Source organism: Pseudaquabacterium inlustre (genome assembly GCF_038066595.1).
Taxonomy (GTDB): Bacteria; Pseudomonadota; Gammaproteobacteria; order Burkholderiales; family Burkholderiaceae_C; genus Pseudaquabacterium; species Pseudaquabacterium inlustre.
The window spans coordinates 253,913-269,268 of sequence record NZ_JBBUTH010000009.1 but is presented as its reverse complement, the minus strand read 5'-3'; the positions used below and the strand labels follow the sequence as shown (position 1 = coordinate 269,268).

Annotated in this window: 18 protein-coding genes; 5 read left to right on the top strand and 13 right to left on the bottom strand. The window is 72.1% G+C overall.

Annotation, left to right across the window (positions count from 1 at the left end):
- Positions 1-2 precede the first annotated feature (2 nt).
- The 11 genes from AACH10_RS18675 to mltG form a co-directional block, all read right to left on the bottom strand.
- Positions 3-1,832 (bottom strand): feruloyl-CoA synthase, encoded by a 1,830-nt coding sequence (locus tag AACH10_RS18675; RefSeq protein WP_341411997.1) that lies wholly within the window; start codon positions 1,830-1,832, stop codon positions 3-5.
- Positions 1,829-3,430, bottom strand: a complete 1,602-nt coding sequence (locus AACH10_RS18670) for a benzoate-CoA ligase family protein (protein ID WP_341411996.1) — start codon at positions 3,428-3,430, stop codon at positions 1,829-1,831. Before AACH10_RS18670 ends, AACH10_RS18675 begins: the two co-directional genes overlap by 4 nt.
- Before the next feature lie 314 nt (positions 3,431-3,744).
- On the bottom strand, positions 3,745-3,987 hold the full coding sequence (locus AACH10_RS18665; RefSeq protein WP_341411995.1) for a hypothetical protein: 243 nt from the start codon (positions 3,985-3,987) through the stop codon (positions 3,745-3,747).
- A 260-nt stretch (positions 3,988-4,247) separates the two neighbouring features.
- Entirely contained in the window at positions 4,248-4,880 is a 633-nt protein-coding gene (locus tag AACH10_RS18660) for a hypothetical protein (protein WP_341411994.1), read from the bottom strand.
- Positions 4,880-5,101 carry a hypothetical protein gene (locus AACH10_RS18655; RefSeq protein WP_341411993.1) on the bottom strand — a complete coding sequence of 74 codons (222 nt, stop codon included), beginning with the start codon at positions 5,099-5,101 and terminating at the stop codon, positions 4,880-4,882. Before AACH10_RS18655 ends, AACH10_RS18660 begins: the two co-directional genes overlap by 1 nt.
- Before the next feature lie 148 nt (positions 5,102-5,249).
- Positions 5,250-5,888, bottom strand: coding sequence for an ankyrin repeat domain-containing protein (locus AACH10_RS18650; protein WP_341411992.1), 639 nt, complete (start codon positions 5,886-5,888; stop codon positions 5,250-5,252).
- A gap of 14 nt (positions 5,889-5,902) precedes the next feature.
- A complete protein-coding gene (locus tag AACH10_RS18645) occupies positions 5,903-6,700 on the bottom strand; it encodes a TatD family hydrolase (protein WP_341412317.1) in 798 nt (265 codons plus the stop codon).
- A gap of 130 nt (positions 6,701-6,830) precedes the next feature.
- On the bottom strand, positions 6,831-7,220 hold the full coding sequence (locus tag AACH10_RS18640; RefSeq protein ID WP_341411991.1) for a PilZ domain-containing protein: 390 nt from the start codon (positions 7,218-7,220) through the stop codon (positions 6,831-6,833).
- On the bottom strand, positions 7,217-8,332 hold the full coding sequence (locus tag AACH10_RS18635) for a DNA polymerase III subunit delta' (protein WP_341411990.1): 1,116 nt from the start codon (positions 8,330-8,332) through the stop codon (positions 7,217-7,219). The genes AACH10_RS18640 and AACH10_RS18635 overlap by 4 nt, the downstream gene beginning before the upstream one ends.
- Positions 8,323-8,964, bottom strand: a complete 642-nt coding sequence (gene tmk, locus AACH10_RS18630; protein ID WP_341411989.1) for a dTMP kinase — start codon at positions 8,962-8,964, stop codon at positions 8,323-8,325. The genes AACH10_RS18635 and tmk overlap by 10 nt, the downstream gene beginning before the upstream one ends.
- 10 nt (positions 8,965-8,974) lie before the next feature.
- The gene (mltG, locus tag AACH10_RS18625) at positions 8,975-10,000 is read right to left on the bottom strand and encodes an endolytic transglycosylase MltG (RefSeq protein ID WP_341411988.1); all 1,026 of its coding nucleotides are present in this window, start codon (positions 9,998-10,000) and stop codon (positions 8,975-8,977) included.
- Positions 10,001-10,088: 88 nt separating this feature from the next.
- Here mltG and ygfZ point away from each other — a divergent pair, with 88 nt between their 5' ends.
- Positions 10,089-11,048 (top strand): CAF17-like 4Fe-4S cluster assembly/insertion protein YgfZ, encoded by a 960-nt coding sequence (gene ygfZ, locus AACH10_RS18620; protein ID WP_341411987.1) that lies wholly within the window; start codon positions 10,089-10,091, stop codon positions 11,046-11,048.
- Positions 11,049-11,051: 3 nt separating this feature from the next.
- Positions 11,052-11,318 (top strand): DUF4936 family protein, encoded by a 267-nt coding sequence (locus AACH10_RS18615; protein WP_341411986.1) that lies wholly within the window; start codon positions 11,052-11,054, stop codon positions 11,316-11,318.
- A 15-nt stretch (positions 11,319-11,333) separates the two neighbouring features.
- Here the strand turns inward: AACH10_RS18615 and AACH10_RS18610 are convergent, their stop codons facing one another.
- Positions 11,334-12,194, bottom strand: a complete 861-nt coding sequence (locus AACH10_RS18610) for a YbgC/FadM family acyl-CoA thioesterase (RefSeq protein ID WP_341411985.1) — start codon at positions 12,192-12,194, stop codon at positions 11,334-11,336.
- Positions 12,191-13,129, bottom strand: coding sequence for an alpha/beta hydrolase (locus AACH10_RS18605; RefSeq protein WP_341412316.1), 939 nt, complete (start codon positions 13,127-13,129; stop codon positions 12,191-12,193). The genes AACH10_RS18610 and AACH10_RS18605 overlap by 4 nt, the downstream gene beginning before the upstream one ends.
- Positions 13,130-13,261: 132 nt before the next feature.
- Between AACH10_RS18605 and AACH10_RS18600 the strand changes: the two genes are divergently transcribed.
- The 3 genes from AACH10_RS18600 to AACH10_RS18590 all read left to right on the top strand — a co-directional run bounded on the left by AACH10_RS18600 (position 13,262) and on the right by AACH10_RS18590 (position 15,356).
- The gene (locus AACH10_RS18600; RefSeq protein ID WP_341411984.1) at positions 13,262-13,609 is read left to right on the top strand and encodes a hypothetical protein; all 348 of its coding nucleotides are present in this window, start codon (positions 13,262-13,264) and stop codon (positions 13,607-13,609) included.
- Positions 13,610-13,712: 103 nt separating this feature from the next.
- Positions 13,713-14,861, top strand: coding sequence for an iron-containing alcohol dehydrogenase (locus AACH10_RS18595; protein WP_341411983.1), 1,149 nt, complete (start codon positions 13,713-13,715; stop codon positions 14,859-14,861).
- Between the two features lie 144 nt (positions 14,862-15,005).
- On the top strand, positions 15,006-15,356 hold the full coding sequence (locus tag AACH10_RS18590; protein WP_341411982.1) for a GntR family transcriptional regulator: 351 nt from the start codon (positions 15,006-15,008) through the stop codon (positions 15,354-15,356).

Here is a 15,356-nt window from a genome sequence, read left to right as displayed (position 1 = left end):
GGCTACAGCCTGACCGTGCGCGGATCCGGCACGTTGCTGTACAGCGCGATCACCTCGGCCGCGCGGCGCGCCAGCACCGCGCGCTGGTTGATGTAGCCTTTGTCGGTGATTTCGCCGGCGTCCACGCTGGGCGGCTCATCCAGCACCCGGGCGCGGGTGGGCGCCTGCGACGAGCCCCCGTGCTCGGCGCGCATGGCCACCAGCGCGGCGCGCACGCGCTCGGCCAGCAGATCGGGCGACAGGTCCTTGGCCGCCGGGCTGGGAAAGACCAGGATGCCCACCTCCTCGCGGTCATGCCCGGTCACCACCACATCGGTGGCCAGCGGGGTGAGGGCGGTGACGGCGCGCACGCGCAGCGTGCCCACCGACACCCAGGTGCCGCTCATCAGCTTGAAGTCCTCGGCCACGCGGCCGTCGAAGGCCACGCCCTGGCTCGGATCGGCCTCGTCCACCAGGCGGCCGGCATCGCCGATCAGGTAGTAGCCGTCCTCGTCGAAGGCCTTGGCCGTGAGCTCGGGCGCGTTGCGGTAGCCCGGAAACACGTTGGGCCCGCGCACGCGCATCTCCAGCTTGCCGGCGTTGGGCTCGCACTTGATCTCGGCACCCGGCAACGGGCCGCCGATGCAGCCCGCGCGATCGAGTCGCCAGTACACCGAGGTGATGGCCGGTGCCGTCTCGGTGGAGCCCCAGGCCGAGGTGAACCACACCGGCCGGTCGCGGCCGCGCACGCGCTCGGCCACGCTTTCCAGCCGCTGCCACAGGCTCTGGGGCAGGGCGGCGCCGGCGTAGAACACGCCTTCCAGGTTCTCGAAGAAGTCGGCCGCAAAGGACGCGTCCTGTTCGAGGTAGGGAAGCAGCATGTCGAAGCCGCGCGGCACGTTGAAGTAGAAGTTGGGCTTCACCGCGCGCAGGTTGGCGACTGTCTTCTCGATCAGACCTGGCGCCGGCCGCCCTTCGTCGATGGTCAGCGAGCCGCCATGCGCCAGCACCATGTTGAAGTTGTGGTTGGCGCCGAAGGTGTGGCTCCAGGGCAGCCACTCCAGCAGGTTCAGCCGGTGGCGGTTCAGGAACGGCCACACCTGGGCGATCTGCTGCTGGTTGGCAGTCAACATGCGGTGGGTGTTGATGACCGCCTTGGGCAGACCGGTGGAGCCACTGGTCAACAGGTACTTGGCATGGTCGTCCGGCCGCACGCCGTGGTAGGTGGCCAGCACGGCCGGCGTCTCACGCGTGGCCAGCAGATCGGCGAACGCCCAGGCCCCGGGCACCGTGTCAGCGCCCTGTCCGAACACGCGCAAGGCCTGGCCGCCCCAGCCATCCAGCGCCGGGCCGTACACCGCTGCATCGCTGGCATAGACCAGCGCCGGTTGCAGCGCGTCCAGCATGCCGCGCACCTTGGTGAAATCCTTGGTCAGGCGGCTGTAGGCGCTGGAGATGGTGCACACCGGCCGGCCCACATGCATGGCGGCCAGCAGCAGCAGCGCGTGGTCCACCGAGTTGTCCGACAGCACCACCACCGGCGCACGCTCGGGCAGGCCCCAGTTCAGCAGGGTTTGCGCGATGCGGCCGACCAGGCGCCTCGTCTCGGCATAGCTCAGGCGGCGCCAGCCATCGGCCGCGCGGGCGTCGCGCTCGGCCAGGAACTGCGCATCGGGCGTGGTGGCCGCCCAGTGCTCCAGCCAGGCGCCGATGCAGCGCGCATAGGGTTGCAGCGGCTCGGGATGGCGCAGCACGAAGCCGCCGCCGGGCAGGTCTTCGCGCACCGCGCGCTGCGGTGCCAGCGCGAAGGCGTCGCCGAAGAGGCGCATCGCAGAAGGGCGCTCGGCGCTCATCGCGCGGCTTCCTTCTCGCGCAGCTTGAAGCGCTGGATCTTGCCAGTGGCGGTTTTGGGCAACTCGTCCATGAACTCGATCTGCCGCGGGTACTTGTGCGGCGCCAGGCGCTCCTTCACGAAGGCCTTGAGCAGGCTTTCGGTCTCGGAATCGGCCTGATGGCCGGCGCGCAGCACCACGAAGGCCTTGCTGCGCGTCAGGCCCTCGGCGTCGGGCACACCGATCACGGCCGCCTCCAGCACGGCCGGGTGCTGCACCAGCGTGGCCTCCACCTCGAACGGGCTGACGTACTGGCCGCTCACCTTGAGCATGTCGTCGGAGCGGCCGGCATAGGTGTAGTAGCCCTCGGCGTCGCGCACGTACTTGTCGCCGCTCTTGGTCCAGGTGCCCTGGAAGGTCTCGCGCGACTTGTCGCGGTTGCCCCAGTACATCAGCGCCGCGCTGGGGCCGGCGATGTAGAGATCACCCACCTCGCCGTCGGGCACCGGCCGGCCGTCCTCTCCGCGCAGCTCCACCTCGTAGCCGGCCACCGGCTTGCCGGTGGTGCCGTAGCGCACGTCGCCCGGGCGGTTGGACAGGAAGATGTGCAGCATCTCGGTCGAGCCGATGCCGTCGATGATCTCGGCGCCGTACTGCGCGGTGAAGCGCTCGCCGATGTCGCGCGGCAGGGCCTCGCCGGCCGACGAGCACAGGCGCAGCGCCACCTGGCTGCGCGCCGGCAGGTTCGGCGAGGCCAGCATGCCGGCATAGCCGGTGGGCGCGCCGAAGAACACGGTGGGCTGGTGCATCGTCCAGCGCTTGAACACCGCATCGGGCGTCGGACGCTCGGCCATCAGCACCACCGTGGCGCCTACGAAAAGCGGAAAGCTCAGGCCATTGCCCAGGCCATAGGCGAAGAACAGCTTGGCGGCCGAGAAGCAGATGTCGTTCTCGCTCAGGCCCAGCACCGGGCGCGCATACAACTCGGCCGTCCACCACGGATTGGCATGGGTGTGCACGGTGCCCTTGGGGCGGCCGGTGGAGCCGGACGAATACAGCCAGAAGCCGATGTCGTCCCCCTGTGTGGTCGCCGGCTCGTGCAGTGGCGCGGCGGCTTCCAGCACGTCGGCCAGCGCGCGCGTGCCGGCGGGCAGGGTGCTGGCATCGGTAGGGCGGCTGACCCACACGCCTTTCAGTTCGTGTCCGCCCTTGCCCATCGCCGTTTCCAGCGTCGGCCGCAGCGCCTCGCTGACCAGCGCCCACTGGGCTCGGCTGTGGCGCAGCATGTAGGCGTAGTCGTCGGCGGGCAGCAGCGTGTTCACCGCCACCGGCACGATGCCGGCGTACAGCGCGCCCAGAAAGCACACCGGCCAGTCGGCGTTGTCGTGCATCAGCAGCAGCACGCGCTCCTCGCGGCGCACGCCGGCCGCCAGCAGTGCCGCGGCGCAGCGGCGCACGCGCTCGGACAGTGCGTCGTAGCCGAGCGTGCCGTGGTCGTCGATGAAGGCCGGTTTGGACCCACGGTGCGCATTCAGCGCCAGCAGATGGGCCGCGAAGTTGAAGGGCTGGCCGGGCTGCGGGGCAGGCGGGACGGAAACGGTGTGCGAGGGCGCGCTCATGTCGGTCTCCAGACATGCCGTGGCGGGCACTGGGACACCCGATGCTGGCATGCACTATTATGCGTATCGATGCACGATAGCCAGAGCCATCGACAGGGTCAAGCACAATACTGCATATTGCGGGAATACCCTGTGGGCACGACCGAGACGCGCCGCCGGCGTTGCCACGCGGCCCGACAGCCCGGAAAGCGCGAACAGCCTGCGGCGCAAGGCCTGCAGGCTGTTCGAAGAGACGGCACGCCAACGCCGGGCACCGGCCAGATTGGCCGCGCGCCCGTTTCAGCGCACCGAAGTGTGAAGCGACCGGTGAAGGATCAGCGCTTGGCGGCGGCGCTGGCCTCGTCGGCCTCCTTGCAGCTGGGCGAGCAGACGAACTGCGCCTTGCCCAGCAGACGGCGGGACTTCAGCTGGCTGCGCGGACGATGCTTGCCGCACAGGAAACACGACATCGTCGCCGCGCCAAAGGCGCCGGCCGCCGTGAACGGGGAACCGGGCGCCTTGCTGCGGTAACGCAGTCCGTCGGAATCAATGGTGGTCTTGGTATCGGCTTTGGCCATGGTCAACAGCGTTGTCGGGCAGTTGGGAATATGAGGTTGGCCGCACGGTGCCTGGCCGCGAGGCCAGACAACCCTCCAGTGCATGCACAACATTGCCCGGGTGACGTATTATGCCATGCCTAGTTTATTTAACATAATCATCATCGTCGCGGTTTCAGGCGTGCAAAAACGGCGCAGGGCCTGCCACCCGCGGCAAGCGCTGCGCCGTGCATCGCCACGCGACCGCTGCCCGGCCGGTGCCGGCTCGATCGCGTTCGGTTCTAGTACGTCAACACCGGTGCGCTGGACGCCCGCATCGGTTTGCGCGCCGACACGGGCTGCGGGGCCGGGCCCGGCGCCGGCTCGGCGGCCGAGCGCACGGCGGCGCGGCTCAGTGCAGCCGTCAGGCCGTCGCGCAACTCGCCTTCGCCCACTGGTGCGGCACTGCCCGACGCCTTGGGCTGGCCGTGCGCCGCCAGGCCCTGGGCGGCCGACTGCGATGCTGCGGCGGCCGGTGGCACCGGTTCCGGCAGACGGGCCAGCTGGCCGCTGCCCGGCGTGGCCTGGCACAGCACCAGCAACTGCGCGTCATGGCGCGGCGGCGCGACGGTGGTCTGCGTGGCCTGCCACCAGCGGCCGTACCAGGACTCGGCCGGCGGGCTGCCGCGGGCGCCGTCGATGCGCTGCGACTGGCGCAACACCTCTGCGCCATTCGGGCACAGGCGTTGCGCTTCGTCACGCAGCTGCGCCATCGAGCCGCCGCCCAGCGCATAGGCCGGCCGCTCCACCTCACCGGTGGCCAGCGTGCGCACCTGCACCTGGCCGCAGGCGGCCAGCGTCAGCAGGCTGCATGCCAGGGCACCGCGCCGCAGCGCCGGCGCCCGCGCGGCGGGCGTGTGGCGCAGTCGCGGCATCACTCGAAATCGCTGTCCGATGCGTCGTCGTCGATGGCGCGGTCATGCGCCGCCACGTCGCCCGCGGCGGCGGCCGAGCCGGCCAGCAGCGGCCGGTCCAGCGGCCGACACACACGGCGGTGCAGACGTTCCAGGCGCTCGGAGTGCTCGATCTGGGCCAGCACGGCCTGCGGGTCCAGCATCAGGGCGAAGGGGTTGGCAGCACGGCGTGAGGCTTGCATGACGGGTTTCCAGCAGCGGGTTGCGATGGAAGTGACTCTAGGTCGCCACCCATTTCCGCTGTAGTCGGCCGCCCGACAAGGCGCGTGTCGGAATTTGCCTGACAGCCGCGTCGGGCCGGCGCCCGGTGCCTTGCTGCCGGCCGTGCGCTCACCTGCCGCGTTGGGCCAGCGCCTCGGCCAGCTTCTCGCGGCCCGCCTGGCGCGCGAAATCGGCCGCCGTCAGCTGCTGCTCGTTGCGCAGCGAGGCGTCGGCCCCCTGCTTGAGCAGCATGGCCACTGATTCCTCGCTGCCATTGCGCGCGGCCATCATCAGCGGCGTGCTGCCGTTGGGCGAGCGTGCGTCCACCTTGGCGCCGTGTTCCAGCAGCAGCTGCACCACGGCCACGGCCGGGCCGCTGGCGGCGTAGTGCAGCGGCGTCCAGCCCTCACGCTCCAGCGCCGCGCCGCGGTCCAGCAGCTGCCGCACCGCATCCAGGCGCCCTTTCAGCGCGGCGATCATCAGCGGCGTCTCGCCGGCGGCATTGGCCAGGTCGATGCGGGTCTGCGGGTGCGACAGCAGCGCCGCCGCCACCTGGCCCGAGCCCTCGCGCAAGGCGGCATACAGCGCCGTCTGGCCCCGCGGATCGCGTGAATTGGGGTCGAAGCCGCGCTGCAGCAGCGCCACCACGCCGCTGGCGTTGTCGACCTCCAGCGCGCGGAAGAAGTCTTCGTAGGCGCCGGCGTGGGCGGTCGACAGGCCCAGGGCCAGCAGCAGGCCGGCGAACAGTGGGACGGTGGGGCGCAGCATGGGTTGGCGTTCCTTCAGGCCAGTGCCGGCAGCCCGAACAGGCGCTCGGCATTGCGGCTGGTGGCCTCGGCCACGGCTTCGATGGACAGGCCCTTGGCCTTGGCCAGTTCGGCCGCCACGTGCGGCACCAGCGCCGGGGTGTTGGTCTTGCCGCGCATCGGCACCGGCGCCAGGTAGGGGCTGTCGGTCTCGATCAGGCAGCGGTCCAGCGGCACGAAGGCCGCCACGTCGCGCAGATCCTGCGCGTTGCGGAAGGTGATGATGCCGGAGAACGAGATCATGAAGCCCAGGTCCAGCGCCGCACGCGCCACCTCGGCGGTCTCGGTGAAGCAGTGGAACACGCCGCCGGGGCCGCCGTGCACCACCCCGCCCTGCTCCTCGCGCAGCACGGCCAGCGTGTCGTCGCTGGCGCTGCGGGTGTGGATGACCAGCGGCTTGGCCAGCTCGCGCGCCACGCGGATGTGCACGCGAAAGCGCTCACGCTGCCAGGCCATGTCGGCCACGCTGCGGCCGTTCAGGCGGTAGTAGTCGAGGCCGGTCTCGCCGATGGCCACCACCTTGTCGCGGCGGGCCAGCGCGGCCAGCGTGGCCTGGTCGGGCTCGGTCACGCCCTCGTTGTCGGGGTGCACGCCGGCGGTGGCCCAGAAGTTGTCGTAGCGCATGGCCAGGCCGTGCACGGTCTCGAACTCTTCCAGCGTGGTGCAGATGACCACGGCGCGGTCCACCCGTGCGGCGGCCATGTCGGCCCGGATGGCGTCGACGCGCTCGCGCAGTTCAGGGAAGCTCAGGTGGCAATGCGAGTCGACGAACATGGGCAGGAACAGCAACAAGCAGCATGGTGCCGCCCCGGCGGGACCGGCAAAGCCGCGAAAAACTGGGTGCGTGGTGCAGCGGATGCCGGACGCGGGGCCGGCGAGGCCCTGCCGGCGGCGCGCGCCGCGCTCAGACGGTCTGCGTGGGTTTGGCCGAGGAGATCTGGGTGCCCAGGATCTCCTCGATGCGCAGGCGCAGCAGGCGCGCCTTTTCGTCGGTGGGAAAGCGCACGCCCACGCCCTGGGTGCGGCCACCCGAGGCATTGGCCGGCGTGATCCACGCCACCTTGCCCGCCACCGGGTAGCGCTGCGGGTCCTCGGGCAGCGACAGCAGCAGGTAGATGTCCTCGCCCAGCTTGTAGTCGCGCGTGGTGGGCACGAACAGGCCGCCGTCGGCCAGCATCGGGATGTAGGCGGCGTACAGCGCGCCCTTCTCTCGAAACACCAGCTGGATCACGGCCGGGCGCGGGGTGGCCGCGGCGGTGGCCAGCGGGCCGGGACGGGAGGTGGGCTCGTTCATCGCGGCGAGTGTAGCGAAGCCCCCGCCGCCCGGCCACCAGGCTGGCCGCGCTGCGGTGCCCGCGCCGCCACCGGCCAGGCCGCGGCGGCCTGGCTGACCAGCGATTCGATCAGCAGACCGGCGTTCCACGGGTGCTCGTCGTGCCGTGCCGCGCGCAGCAACTCGCGCTGCCAGGCCACCAGGGCCGGCAGGTCGCCACCCACCGGCAGGCTGGCCGCGGCGTAGTGGCGCGGCGCACCGCCCACGGCCAGGGCCATCGCGTCGTGGGCCAGCTTCAGCAGCAGTTCCACCACCCGCGGGATCGGGCGGCCCTGCAGCACGGCCGGGTCACCCGCAGCCACGCGGCGCGGCAACTCGGCCAGCACCTCGGGCGTCAGGCCTTCGGCGGCCAGCGCCAGGGCTTCCAGCGGGCTGCCGCCGGCCAGCGCCAGCAGCGGGCCGGGCTCGGCCAGGCCCTGGGCGCGCAGCCAGGCGGCGGCCTGCTCGGGCGCCGGCAGTGCCAGCGGCACGCGCTGGCAGCGGCTGCGCACCGTGGGCAGCAGGCGCTCGGGGTCGGCCGTGGTCAGCACAATGCGCAGCTGGCCTGGCGGCTCTTCCAGCGTTTTCAGCAGCGCGTTGGCCGTGGTGGTGTTCATCGCATCGGCCGGGTGGATCACCAGGGCCTTGCCGCGGCCGCGGCCGCTGGTGCGCTGGGCCCAGTCGATGGCCTCGCGCAGCTGGGCGATGCGGATCTCGCGGCTGGGCTTGGCCTCGCCCTTGGGCTTCTCGTCGTCGTCGGCCCAGCCCAGCTGCAGGCGCAGTGCCTCGGGCAGCACCACCAGCAGGTCGGGGTGGCTGCGGCTGCGCACCAGGTGGCAGCTGTCGCAGCGGCCGCAGGCCATGGCCGGCACCGCGCCGTGCCCGGCACTTCGCTGCGAATCTGGCCGCTCGCACAGCCAGGACTGGGCCAGCAGCAGGCCGAATTCCAGCTGGCCGACGCCGGCCGGGCCATGGCCCAGCAGTGCGTGGGCATGGGTCAGGGCATGGGCGCGCTGCAGGGCGTCGCCCAGCCAGGGCAGCGGCAGCTGGCCCTCGGGCCCCACGCCGATGGCGGCGCCCACGTTCACGCCCATGGCTGGGTCTCCAGCGCGTGCTGAACCTGCTGCCACACGGCGGGCAGGCTTTGGTGGCTGTCGATGCGCACGAAGCGCTGCGGCTCGCCGGCGGCGCGTGCGGCGTAGCCCTCGCGCACGCGGCCGAAGAAGTCGAGGTCTTCGCGCTCCAGCCGATCGGCGGCGCGCGCGGCGGCGCGGCGTTCGGCGGCCACCTCGGCCGGCACGTCGAACCACAGCGTCAGGTCGGGGGCGATGAACCCTTCGCCCGGCTGCGGCGCGGTCTGCACCCAGCGTTCGAGCTGGCCCAGCACCGCGCCATCGAACCCGCGGCCGGCGCCCTGGTAGGCGAAGGTGGCGTCGGTGAACCGGTCGCACAGCACGAACTCGCCACGCTGCAGCGCCGGCACGATCACCTGGGCCAGGTGGTCGCGCCGGCCGGCAAAGACCAGCAGCGCCTCGGTCAGCGCGTCCATCGGCTGCGTGAGAAACAGGCTGCGCAGCGCCTCGGCCAGCGGTGTGCCGCCGGGCTCGCGCGTCAGCAGCACGCGGTGGCCGCGGCCGCGCAGCCAATCGGCCAGCGTGGCGATGTGCGAGGACTTGCCGGCACCGTCGATGCCCTCAAAACTGACGAATCTGCCGCGAGCGGTCATGCGAGAAGGGTCATGGGCGCGCGGCGGGTGCAGCCTGCCCGCGCTGGTATTGATTGACCGCGCGATTGTGCGCGCCGAGGTCGTTGCTGAAGACGCTGCTGCCGTCGCCGCGGGCCACGAAATACAGCGCCTGGGTGGCTTCGGGCTTCACCGCGGCGCGCAGCGCGGCCAGGCCCGGCATCGCGATCGGCGTGGGCGGCAGGCCGCGGCGGGTGTAGGTGTTCCACGGCGTGTCGGCCTGCAGGTCGCGCTTGCGCAGGTTGCCGTCGAAGGCCTCGCCCAGGCCGTAGATCACGCTGGGGTCGGTCTGCAGCGGCATGCCGATCCTCAGCCGGTTGACGAACACGCCGGCGATGCGGCCGCGATCAGCCGCCTGGCCGGTCTCCTTCTCGACGATGGAGGCCAGGATCAGCGCCTGCTCGGGCGTGGTGATCGGCAGGCCGTCGGCGCGCTGGGCCCAGGCGGCGTCCAGCTGGCGCTGCATGGCCTGGGCGGCGCGGCGCAGCACGGTGAGGTCGCTGACGCCGCGGCTGTACAGGTAGGTGTCGGGGTAGAAGCGGCCTTCGGCACTGGTGGCGCCGGCCAGCGCCGGCAGGTTCAGCGCGGCCAGCAGCTCGGCCTCGCTCATCTGCGCGGTGCTGGGCTTGAGGTGCGGCGCCTTGGCCAGCGCGGCGCGAAACTGCCGCAGCGTCCAGCCCTCGATCAGGCGCACGCGCTCGTAGCTCTCGTCGCCCTGCACCATCTTGGCCAGCAGGCTGCGTGGCGTGATGCCGGCTTCCACCTCGTAGCTGCCGGCGCGGATGCGCCGGGCCTGGCCGCTGGCGCGGAACCACTGGTACAGCGCCCAGTCGGGCGTCTGCACACCGGCGCGCACCCAGGCGCCGGCCACCTCGCGCGGGCTCATGCCGGGCTCGATGGACAGTTCCACCGCGGCGCCGGCCAGCGGCAGCGGCCGATCCAGCCACCAGGCGATGCTGCCGGCGGTGGCGCCCACGGCCAGCAGCAGCACGACGAGAACAAGACGCCAGGGCTTCATGCCGCACCAGCCAGGACAGGAACACCGAACACGAAGGGAGCGGCCGACCAGCCGACTGCGGTATGGGGCGCTGATGATAATCGGCGCCATGAGCACCGAACCCGTCACCGCCGCCCCCGCCCTGCCCGCTGTGGCTGCCTCTGCCGATGGCGCGCTGCGCCTGGCCGACTGGGGCCTGATCCGCGCCGAAGGCCCGGATGCCGCCACCTTCCTGCACGGCCAGCTGACCCAGGACATCCAGAACCTGAAGCCCGGACAGGCCCGCCTGGCCGGCTACTGCTCGGCCAAGGGCCGGCTGCTGGCCAGCTTCGTGGTGTGGCGCGAAAGCGCCGAGACGCTGTGGCTGGCCTGCAGCGCCGACCTGCTGGCGCCCACGCTCAAGCGGCTGTCGATGTTCGTGCTGCGCGCCAAGTGCAAGCTCAGCGACGCCAGTGCCGAGCGCGCGCTGTGGGGCGTGGCCGGTGCGTCGGCCGCCCCGCTGCTGGGTGGCGCCGCCGTGTGGGCCACGGCCGAGGCCGAGGGCGGCACGCTGGTGCGCCTGCCCGATGCCGCCGGCCTGCCGCGCGCGCTGCTGTGCCGCCCGGCCGAGGCCCCGGCTCCCGCCCTGCCCGCGCTGGACGCCGGCACCTGGGCCTGGCTGGAGGTGCATAGCGGGGTGGCCCGCGTGGTGGCGGCCACGGTGGAGCAGTTCGTGCCGCAGATGGTGAACCTGGAACTGGTGGGTGGCGTCAACTTCCAGAAGGGCTGCTACCCCGGCCAGGAGGTGGTGGCGCGCAGCCAGTACCGCGGCACGCTCAAGCGCCGCGCGATGCTGTTCGACAGCCCGGCTTCGCTGAGCGTGGGCCAGGAAGTCTTCCACGACGCCGACCCCGGCCAGCCCGCCGGCCTGGTGGCCCTGGCCGCGCCGCGGCCCGAGGGCGGCAGCAGTGCGCTGATCGAGGTGAAGCTGGCCGCGCTGGAGGGTGGCAGCCTGCACGCCGGCGCGGCCGACGGCCCGCTGTTGGCGCGTGGCGCCCTGCCCTACGCGCTGCCGCAGGACGCGGCCTGAGGCGTGCGGCTCTACGTCTATTACCGCGTGCCCGAGCCGGCACTGCCCGGCGTGCTGTCCCAGGTGCGGGCCATGCAGGCACGGCTGGTCGAAACCCACCCAGGCCTGCGGGCCGAGGTGCTGCGCCGGCCCGAACTGCGCGAGGGCCAGGTGACGCTGATGGAAACCTATGCTGGCGCGGTGGACCAGGCCTTCGTCAGCGCGCTCGACGCCGCCGCCGCCACGCTGCCGCAGCCGCGCCACACCGAGCGCTTTGTTCCGCTGGGCTGAGCGGCAGCGTTCAGGTCACAGCGAGCGCACCATCTCGATGTGCGGGATGCCGGCTTCCTCGAACTCCGGCCCGCGCGGCGCGAAGCCGGCGCGGGCATAGAAGCCGGCGGCCGAGGTCTGTGCATGCAGGATCACCTCGCGGTCGCCGCGGGCGCGGGCGGCCTGCATCAGCGCGTCCAGCACCGAGCGGCCGATGCGGGTGCCGCGCATCGGTGGCAGCACGGCCATGCGGCCGATCTTGGCCACGCCGGGCACGTGCTCCAGCAGCCGGCCGGTGGCCAGCGGCCGGCCCAGGCGGTTGTAGGCCACGGCATGCACGGCCACCGCGTCGGCGGCGTCCCACTCCATCTCGGCCGGGATCTTCTGTTCCTCGACGAACACGGTGGTGCGGATGGCGCCGGCCTCGCGGCCCAGTTCGTCCCAGGCGCCCACACGCACGTCGACCATCGGCTTGCCGGCCTCGAAGCCTTCGAGCAGGTCGCGCAGCTGTTGCGGCACCGGGCGGCTGCTCATCGTGGCGGGATCGGCGAACACGTAGACCAGCTCGCCGCTGACCAGCAGCTGGTCGCCGCGGAACACCGCGCAGGCCAGCACCATGGATGAATTGCCGATGCGCTGGGTGCGCACGCCCACGTCGATCAGGTCGTCGTAGCGGGCCGAGCCGTTGTACTCCAGCGTGGACTTGCGCACGTACAGATCGCCGTCCAGGTACTGCATGGTCTCCTGGTAGGGCAGTGCCATCGCGCGCCAGTAGCCGGCCACGGCGGTGTCGAAGTACATCAGGTAGTGGCCGTTGAAGACGATGCCCTGCATGTCGATCTCGGCCCAGCGCACGCGCAGGCGCTCGAAGTGGCGGTAGTCAGCTCGGGTCGTCATGCGCTTGTCTCCAGGTTCCAGGCTTTCTTCAAGGCGTCGGCAGCCAGCTGCTGCGCAGCGCCCGCCTCCTTCAGCGCGCGGCCCATCTTGATGAAGTCGTGCACCACGCCGCGGTAGATCTCCAGATCCACCGCCACGCCGGCCGCACGCAGCTTGTCGGCATAGGCGATGCCCTCGTCCACCAGCGGGTCGCATTCGGCCAGGATCACGCAGGCCGGCGCCACGCCGTCCACGTCGCTGGCCTCCAGCGGCGCGAAGCGCCAGTCGCGCCGATGCTGGTGCGGGATGTAGTGGTCGAAGAACCAGGCGATGTTGGCCGCGTCGAGCAAAAAGCCGTTGGCGAACAGGTGGTGCGAGGCCGTGTCGGCATGCGCCGTGGTGCCGGGCGTGATCAGCAGCTGCAGCGCCACCGGGATGCCAATGTCGCGCGCATGGATGGCCGTCACTGCGGCCAGCGTGCCGCCCGCCGAATCGCCGCCCACCGCGATGCGCTCGCTGTCCAGCCCCAGGCGGCGTGCCTGCTCGCTGGCCAGCCAGCGCAGCGCGGCCCAGGCATCGTCCACCGCGGTGGGAAACGGGTGCTCGGGCGCCAGCCGGTAGTCGAGCGCCAGCACCGCGCCGCCGCTGCGTGCGGCCAACTGCCGGCACAGGTTGTCGTGCGTGTCCGGCCCGCCGATGCAGAAGCCCCCGCCGTGCAGGTACAGCAGCACCGGCAGGTGGCCGGCGTGGCCGGGTTCCACCGGGCCGTACAGCCGGGCCGGCAGTGGCGTGCCGTCGGCGGCGGGCAGGTGCAGGTCCTGCACCCAGGGCAGCACCGGGCGCGGCGGCTCCAGCACCTCGGCGGCCTTCAGGTAGGTGGCACGCGCCTCGGCGGGTGTCATGGCATGGAAGGGCACGCGCTGGGCGCGCTGGATGCGCTCCAGCAGGCCGGCCATGGCCGGCGTCAGCAAACGGGTGGTCACCGGGATCGGGAGGGTGGCGGAGGACGGTCGAGCATACCGCCCGCGGCCTGGCCGGCCTGGGCCTGGTTCTTGCACGCCGCCGCGCCACCCGAACCGATCTGCCGCATGCCGATGTCCCTGACCACCCTGCGTCCCGATCCCGACACCCGCCCGATGCTCGAAAGCGAGCGCCTGGGCCTGGCCGCGCACCTGCATGTGGCATTGCGCCGCCGGGTGGGGCGCGTGACCGATGTCGAATGGCTGACGCGTGACGCCACCTACGCCCGGGAGATCCTGGCGCTGGCGCGCGATTGCGGCCATGTCGATGTGCAGGAGTGCGCGCGCAAGCTCGAGCTGGCGCTGGCCCCGCTGCTGCGCCGGCCCGCCGCCGAGCCGGCGCCGGCTCGCGCGCCGGCCACGGCGGTCACATCGCGCGACACGCTGGCGCAGCGCTACATCGGCCGGCTGCGCTGAGCGGCCCCCCCGGCTGCGCGCCGGGCGTCGCGCGCATGACGCCTGCGCGACGCGGCCATGGGCATACTCGGCGTCCCCTGTTGACGCCTGTTGGAGTGCGCCCGTGGCCCGCATCCTGTACCTGACCCAGATCGAGATCGACCATGGCGCGGTGCGCCTGCTGCCCGAGGAATGCCAGCGCATCGGCATGAAGAAGCCGCTGGTCGTCACCGATGCCGGCGTGCGCGCCGCCGGTGTGCTGGATCTGGCGCTGGCCGCGCTGGGCGGCGTGCCGCATGCGGTGTTCGACCAGACGCCCAGCAACCCCACCGAGGCGGCCGTGCGCGCGGCGGTCGAGGTGTACAAGGCCCACGGCTGCGACAGCCTGATCGCCGTGGGCGGTGGCTCCAGCATCGATCTGGCCAAGGGCGTGGCCATCCTCGCCACCCATCCGGGCGAGCTGAAGACCTACGCCACCATCGAAGGCGGCAGCCCGAAGATCAGCGAGGCCGTGGCGCCGCTGATCGCCGTGCCCACCACCGCCGGCACCGGCAGCGAGGTGGCGCGCGGCGCCATCGTCATCGTCGACGACGGCCGCAAGCTGGGCTTCCACAGCTGGCACCTGATGCCCAAGGCCGCCATCCTCGACCCCGAGCTGACCCTGGGCCTGCCGCCGGTGCTGACTGCGGCCACCGGCATGGACGCGATCGCGCACTGCCTGGAGACCTTCATGGCCCCGGCCGTCAACCCGCCGGCCGACGGCATTGCGCTCGATGGTCTGACCCGCGGCTGGGCGCACATCGAGCGCGCCACCCGCGACGGCCAGGACCGCGAGGCGCGCTGGCAGATGATGAGCGCCAGCATGCAGGGCGCGATGGCGTTCCAGAAGGGCCTGGGCTGCGTGCACAGCTTGAGCCACAGCCTGGGCGGCGTGAACCCGCGCCTGCACCACGGCACGCTGAACGCCATGTTCCTGCCGGCGGTGGTGATGTTCAACGCCGCGGCCGAGAGCATGCAGCGCGACCGCCGGCTGCAGCGCATCGCCCACGCCATCGGCCTGCCCGGCTGCGACAGCCTGGGCACCGAGGTGGCCGAGGCCATCCGTGCGCTCAACGCCCGCCTGGGCCTGCCCAGCGGCCTGCGCGCGATGGGCGTGACCGAAGACCTGTTCGAGCGCGTGATCGACGGCGCCATGGCCGACCACTGCCACAAGACCAACCCGCGCATCGCCACCCGCGACGACTACCGCGCGATGCTCGCCGCGTCGATGTGATGCGCTGAGCGCCACCGAGCGCCACCAAGCGCGGGCGACGCCCTGTCGCCCGCCGCTGCAGTCTGTCGCAGCGCGCTCGCCGCGCGCCGGCCCCGTCGTTATGGTGTGCTACCTCAGCAACACACCCGACGGAGACCCGGCACCATGCAGCCCCACTGGGATCACCGCGCACCCATCTACCAGCAGCTGGCCGACCGCTTGGCCGCGCGCCTGCTCGATGGCGACATCGCCGAGGGCGACGCCATGCCCTCGGTGCGCGCGCTGTCGGGCCAGTACCTGCTGAACCCGCTGACCGTCAGCCGGGCGCTGGCCGCCCTTGGCGACGCCGGCCTGCTGGAAAACCGCCGCGGCCTGGGCCTGTATGTGCGGCCCGGCGCCCGCCTGCACCTCCGCCGCACTGAACGCGAGCGCTTTCTGCACGACGAATGGCCGCAGCTGCGCGAGCGCCTGCGCCGGCTGGACATCGCGGCCACCGATCTGACCTGGGAGGAATGA

Excerpts from the sequence above, each read along its gene's own strand:
- AACH10_RS18590 (WP_341411982.1), top strand. The coding sequence starts at position 15,006 with ATGCAGCCCCACTGGGATCACCGCGCACCCATCTACCAGCAGCTGGCC.
- AACH10_RS18675 (WP_341411997.1), bottom strand. The coding sequence starts at position 1,832 with ATGAGCGCCGAGCGCCCTTCTGCGATGCGCCTCTTCGGCGACGCCTTC.
- AACH10_RS18640 (WP_341411991.1), bottom strand. The coding sequence starts at position 7,220 with ATGAACGAGCCCACCTCCCGTCCCGGCCCGCTGGCCACCGCCGCGGCC.
- AACH10_RS18600 (WP_341411984.1), top strand. The coding sequence starts at position 13,262 with ATGCCGATGTCCCTGACCACCCTGCGTCCCGATCCCGACACCCGCCCG.
- tmk (WP_341411989.1), bottom strand. The coding sequence starts at position 8,964 with ATGACCGCTCGCGGCAGATTCGTCAGTTTTGAGGGCATCGACGGTGCC.
- AACH10_RS18605 (WP_341412316.1), bottom strand. The coding sequence starts at position 13,129 with ATGGCCGGCCTGCTGGAGCGCATCCAGCGCGCCCAGCGCGTGCCCTTC.
- mltG (WP_341411988.1), bottom strand. The coding sequence starts at position 10,000 with ATGAAGCCCTGGCGTCTTGTTCTCGTCGTGCTGCTGCTGGCCGTGGGC.
- AACH10_RS18635 (WP_341411990.1), bottom strand. The coding sequence starts at position 8,332 with ATGGGCGTGAACGTGGGCGCCGCCATCGGCGTGGGGCCCGAGGGCCAG.
- AACH10_RS18665 (WP_341411995.1), bottom strand. The coding sequence starts at position 3,987 with ATGGCCAAAGCCGATACCAAGACCACCATTGATTCCGACGGACTGCGT.
- AACH10_RS18670 (WP_341411996.1), bottom strand. The coding sequence starts at position 3,430 with ATGAGCGCGCCCTCGCACACCGTTTCCGTCCCGCCTGCCCCGCAGCCC.
- ygfZ (WP_341411987.1), top strand. The coding sequence starts at position 10,089 with ATGAGCACCGAACCCGTCACCGCCGCCCCCGCCCTGCCCGCTGTGGCT.
- AACH10_RS18660 (WP_341411994.1), bottom strand. The coding sequence starts at position 4,880 with ATGCCGCGACTGCGCCACACGCCCGCCGCGCGGGCGCCGGCGCTGCGG.
- AACH10_RS18655 (WP_341411993.1), bottom strand. The coding sequence starts at position 5,101 with ATGCAAGCCTCACGCCGTGCTGCCAACCCCTTCGCCCTGATGCTGGAC.
- AACH10_RS18610 (WP_341411985.1), bottom strand. The coding sequence starts at position 12,194 with ATGACGACCCGAGCTGACTACCGCCACTTCGAGCGCCTGCGCGTGCGC.
- AACH10_RS18645 (WP_341412317.1), bottom strand. The coding sequence starts at position 6,700 with ATGTTCGTCGACTCGCATTGCCACCTGAGCTTCCCTGAACTGCGCGAG.
- AACH10_RS18650 (WP_341411992.1), bottom strand. The coding sequence starts at position 5,888 with ATGCTGCGCCCCACCGTCCCACTGTTCGCCGGCCTGCTGCTGGCCCTG.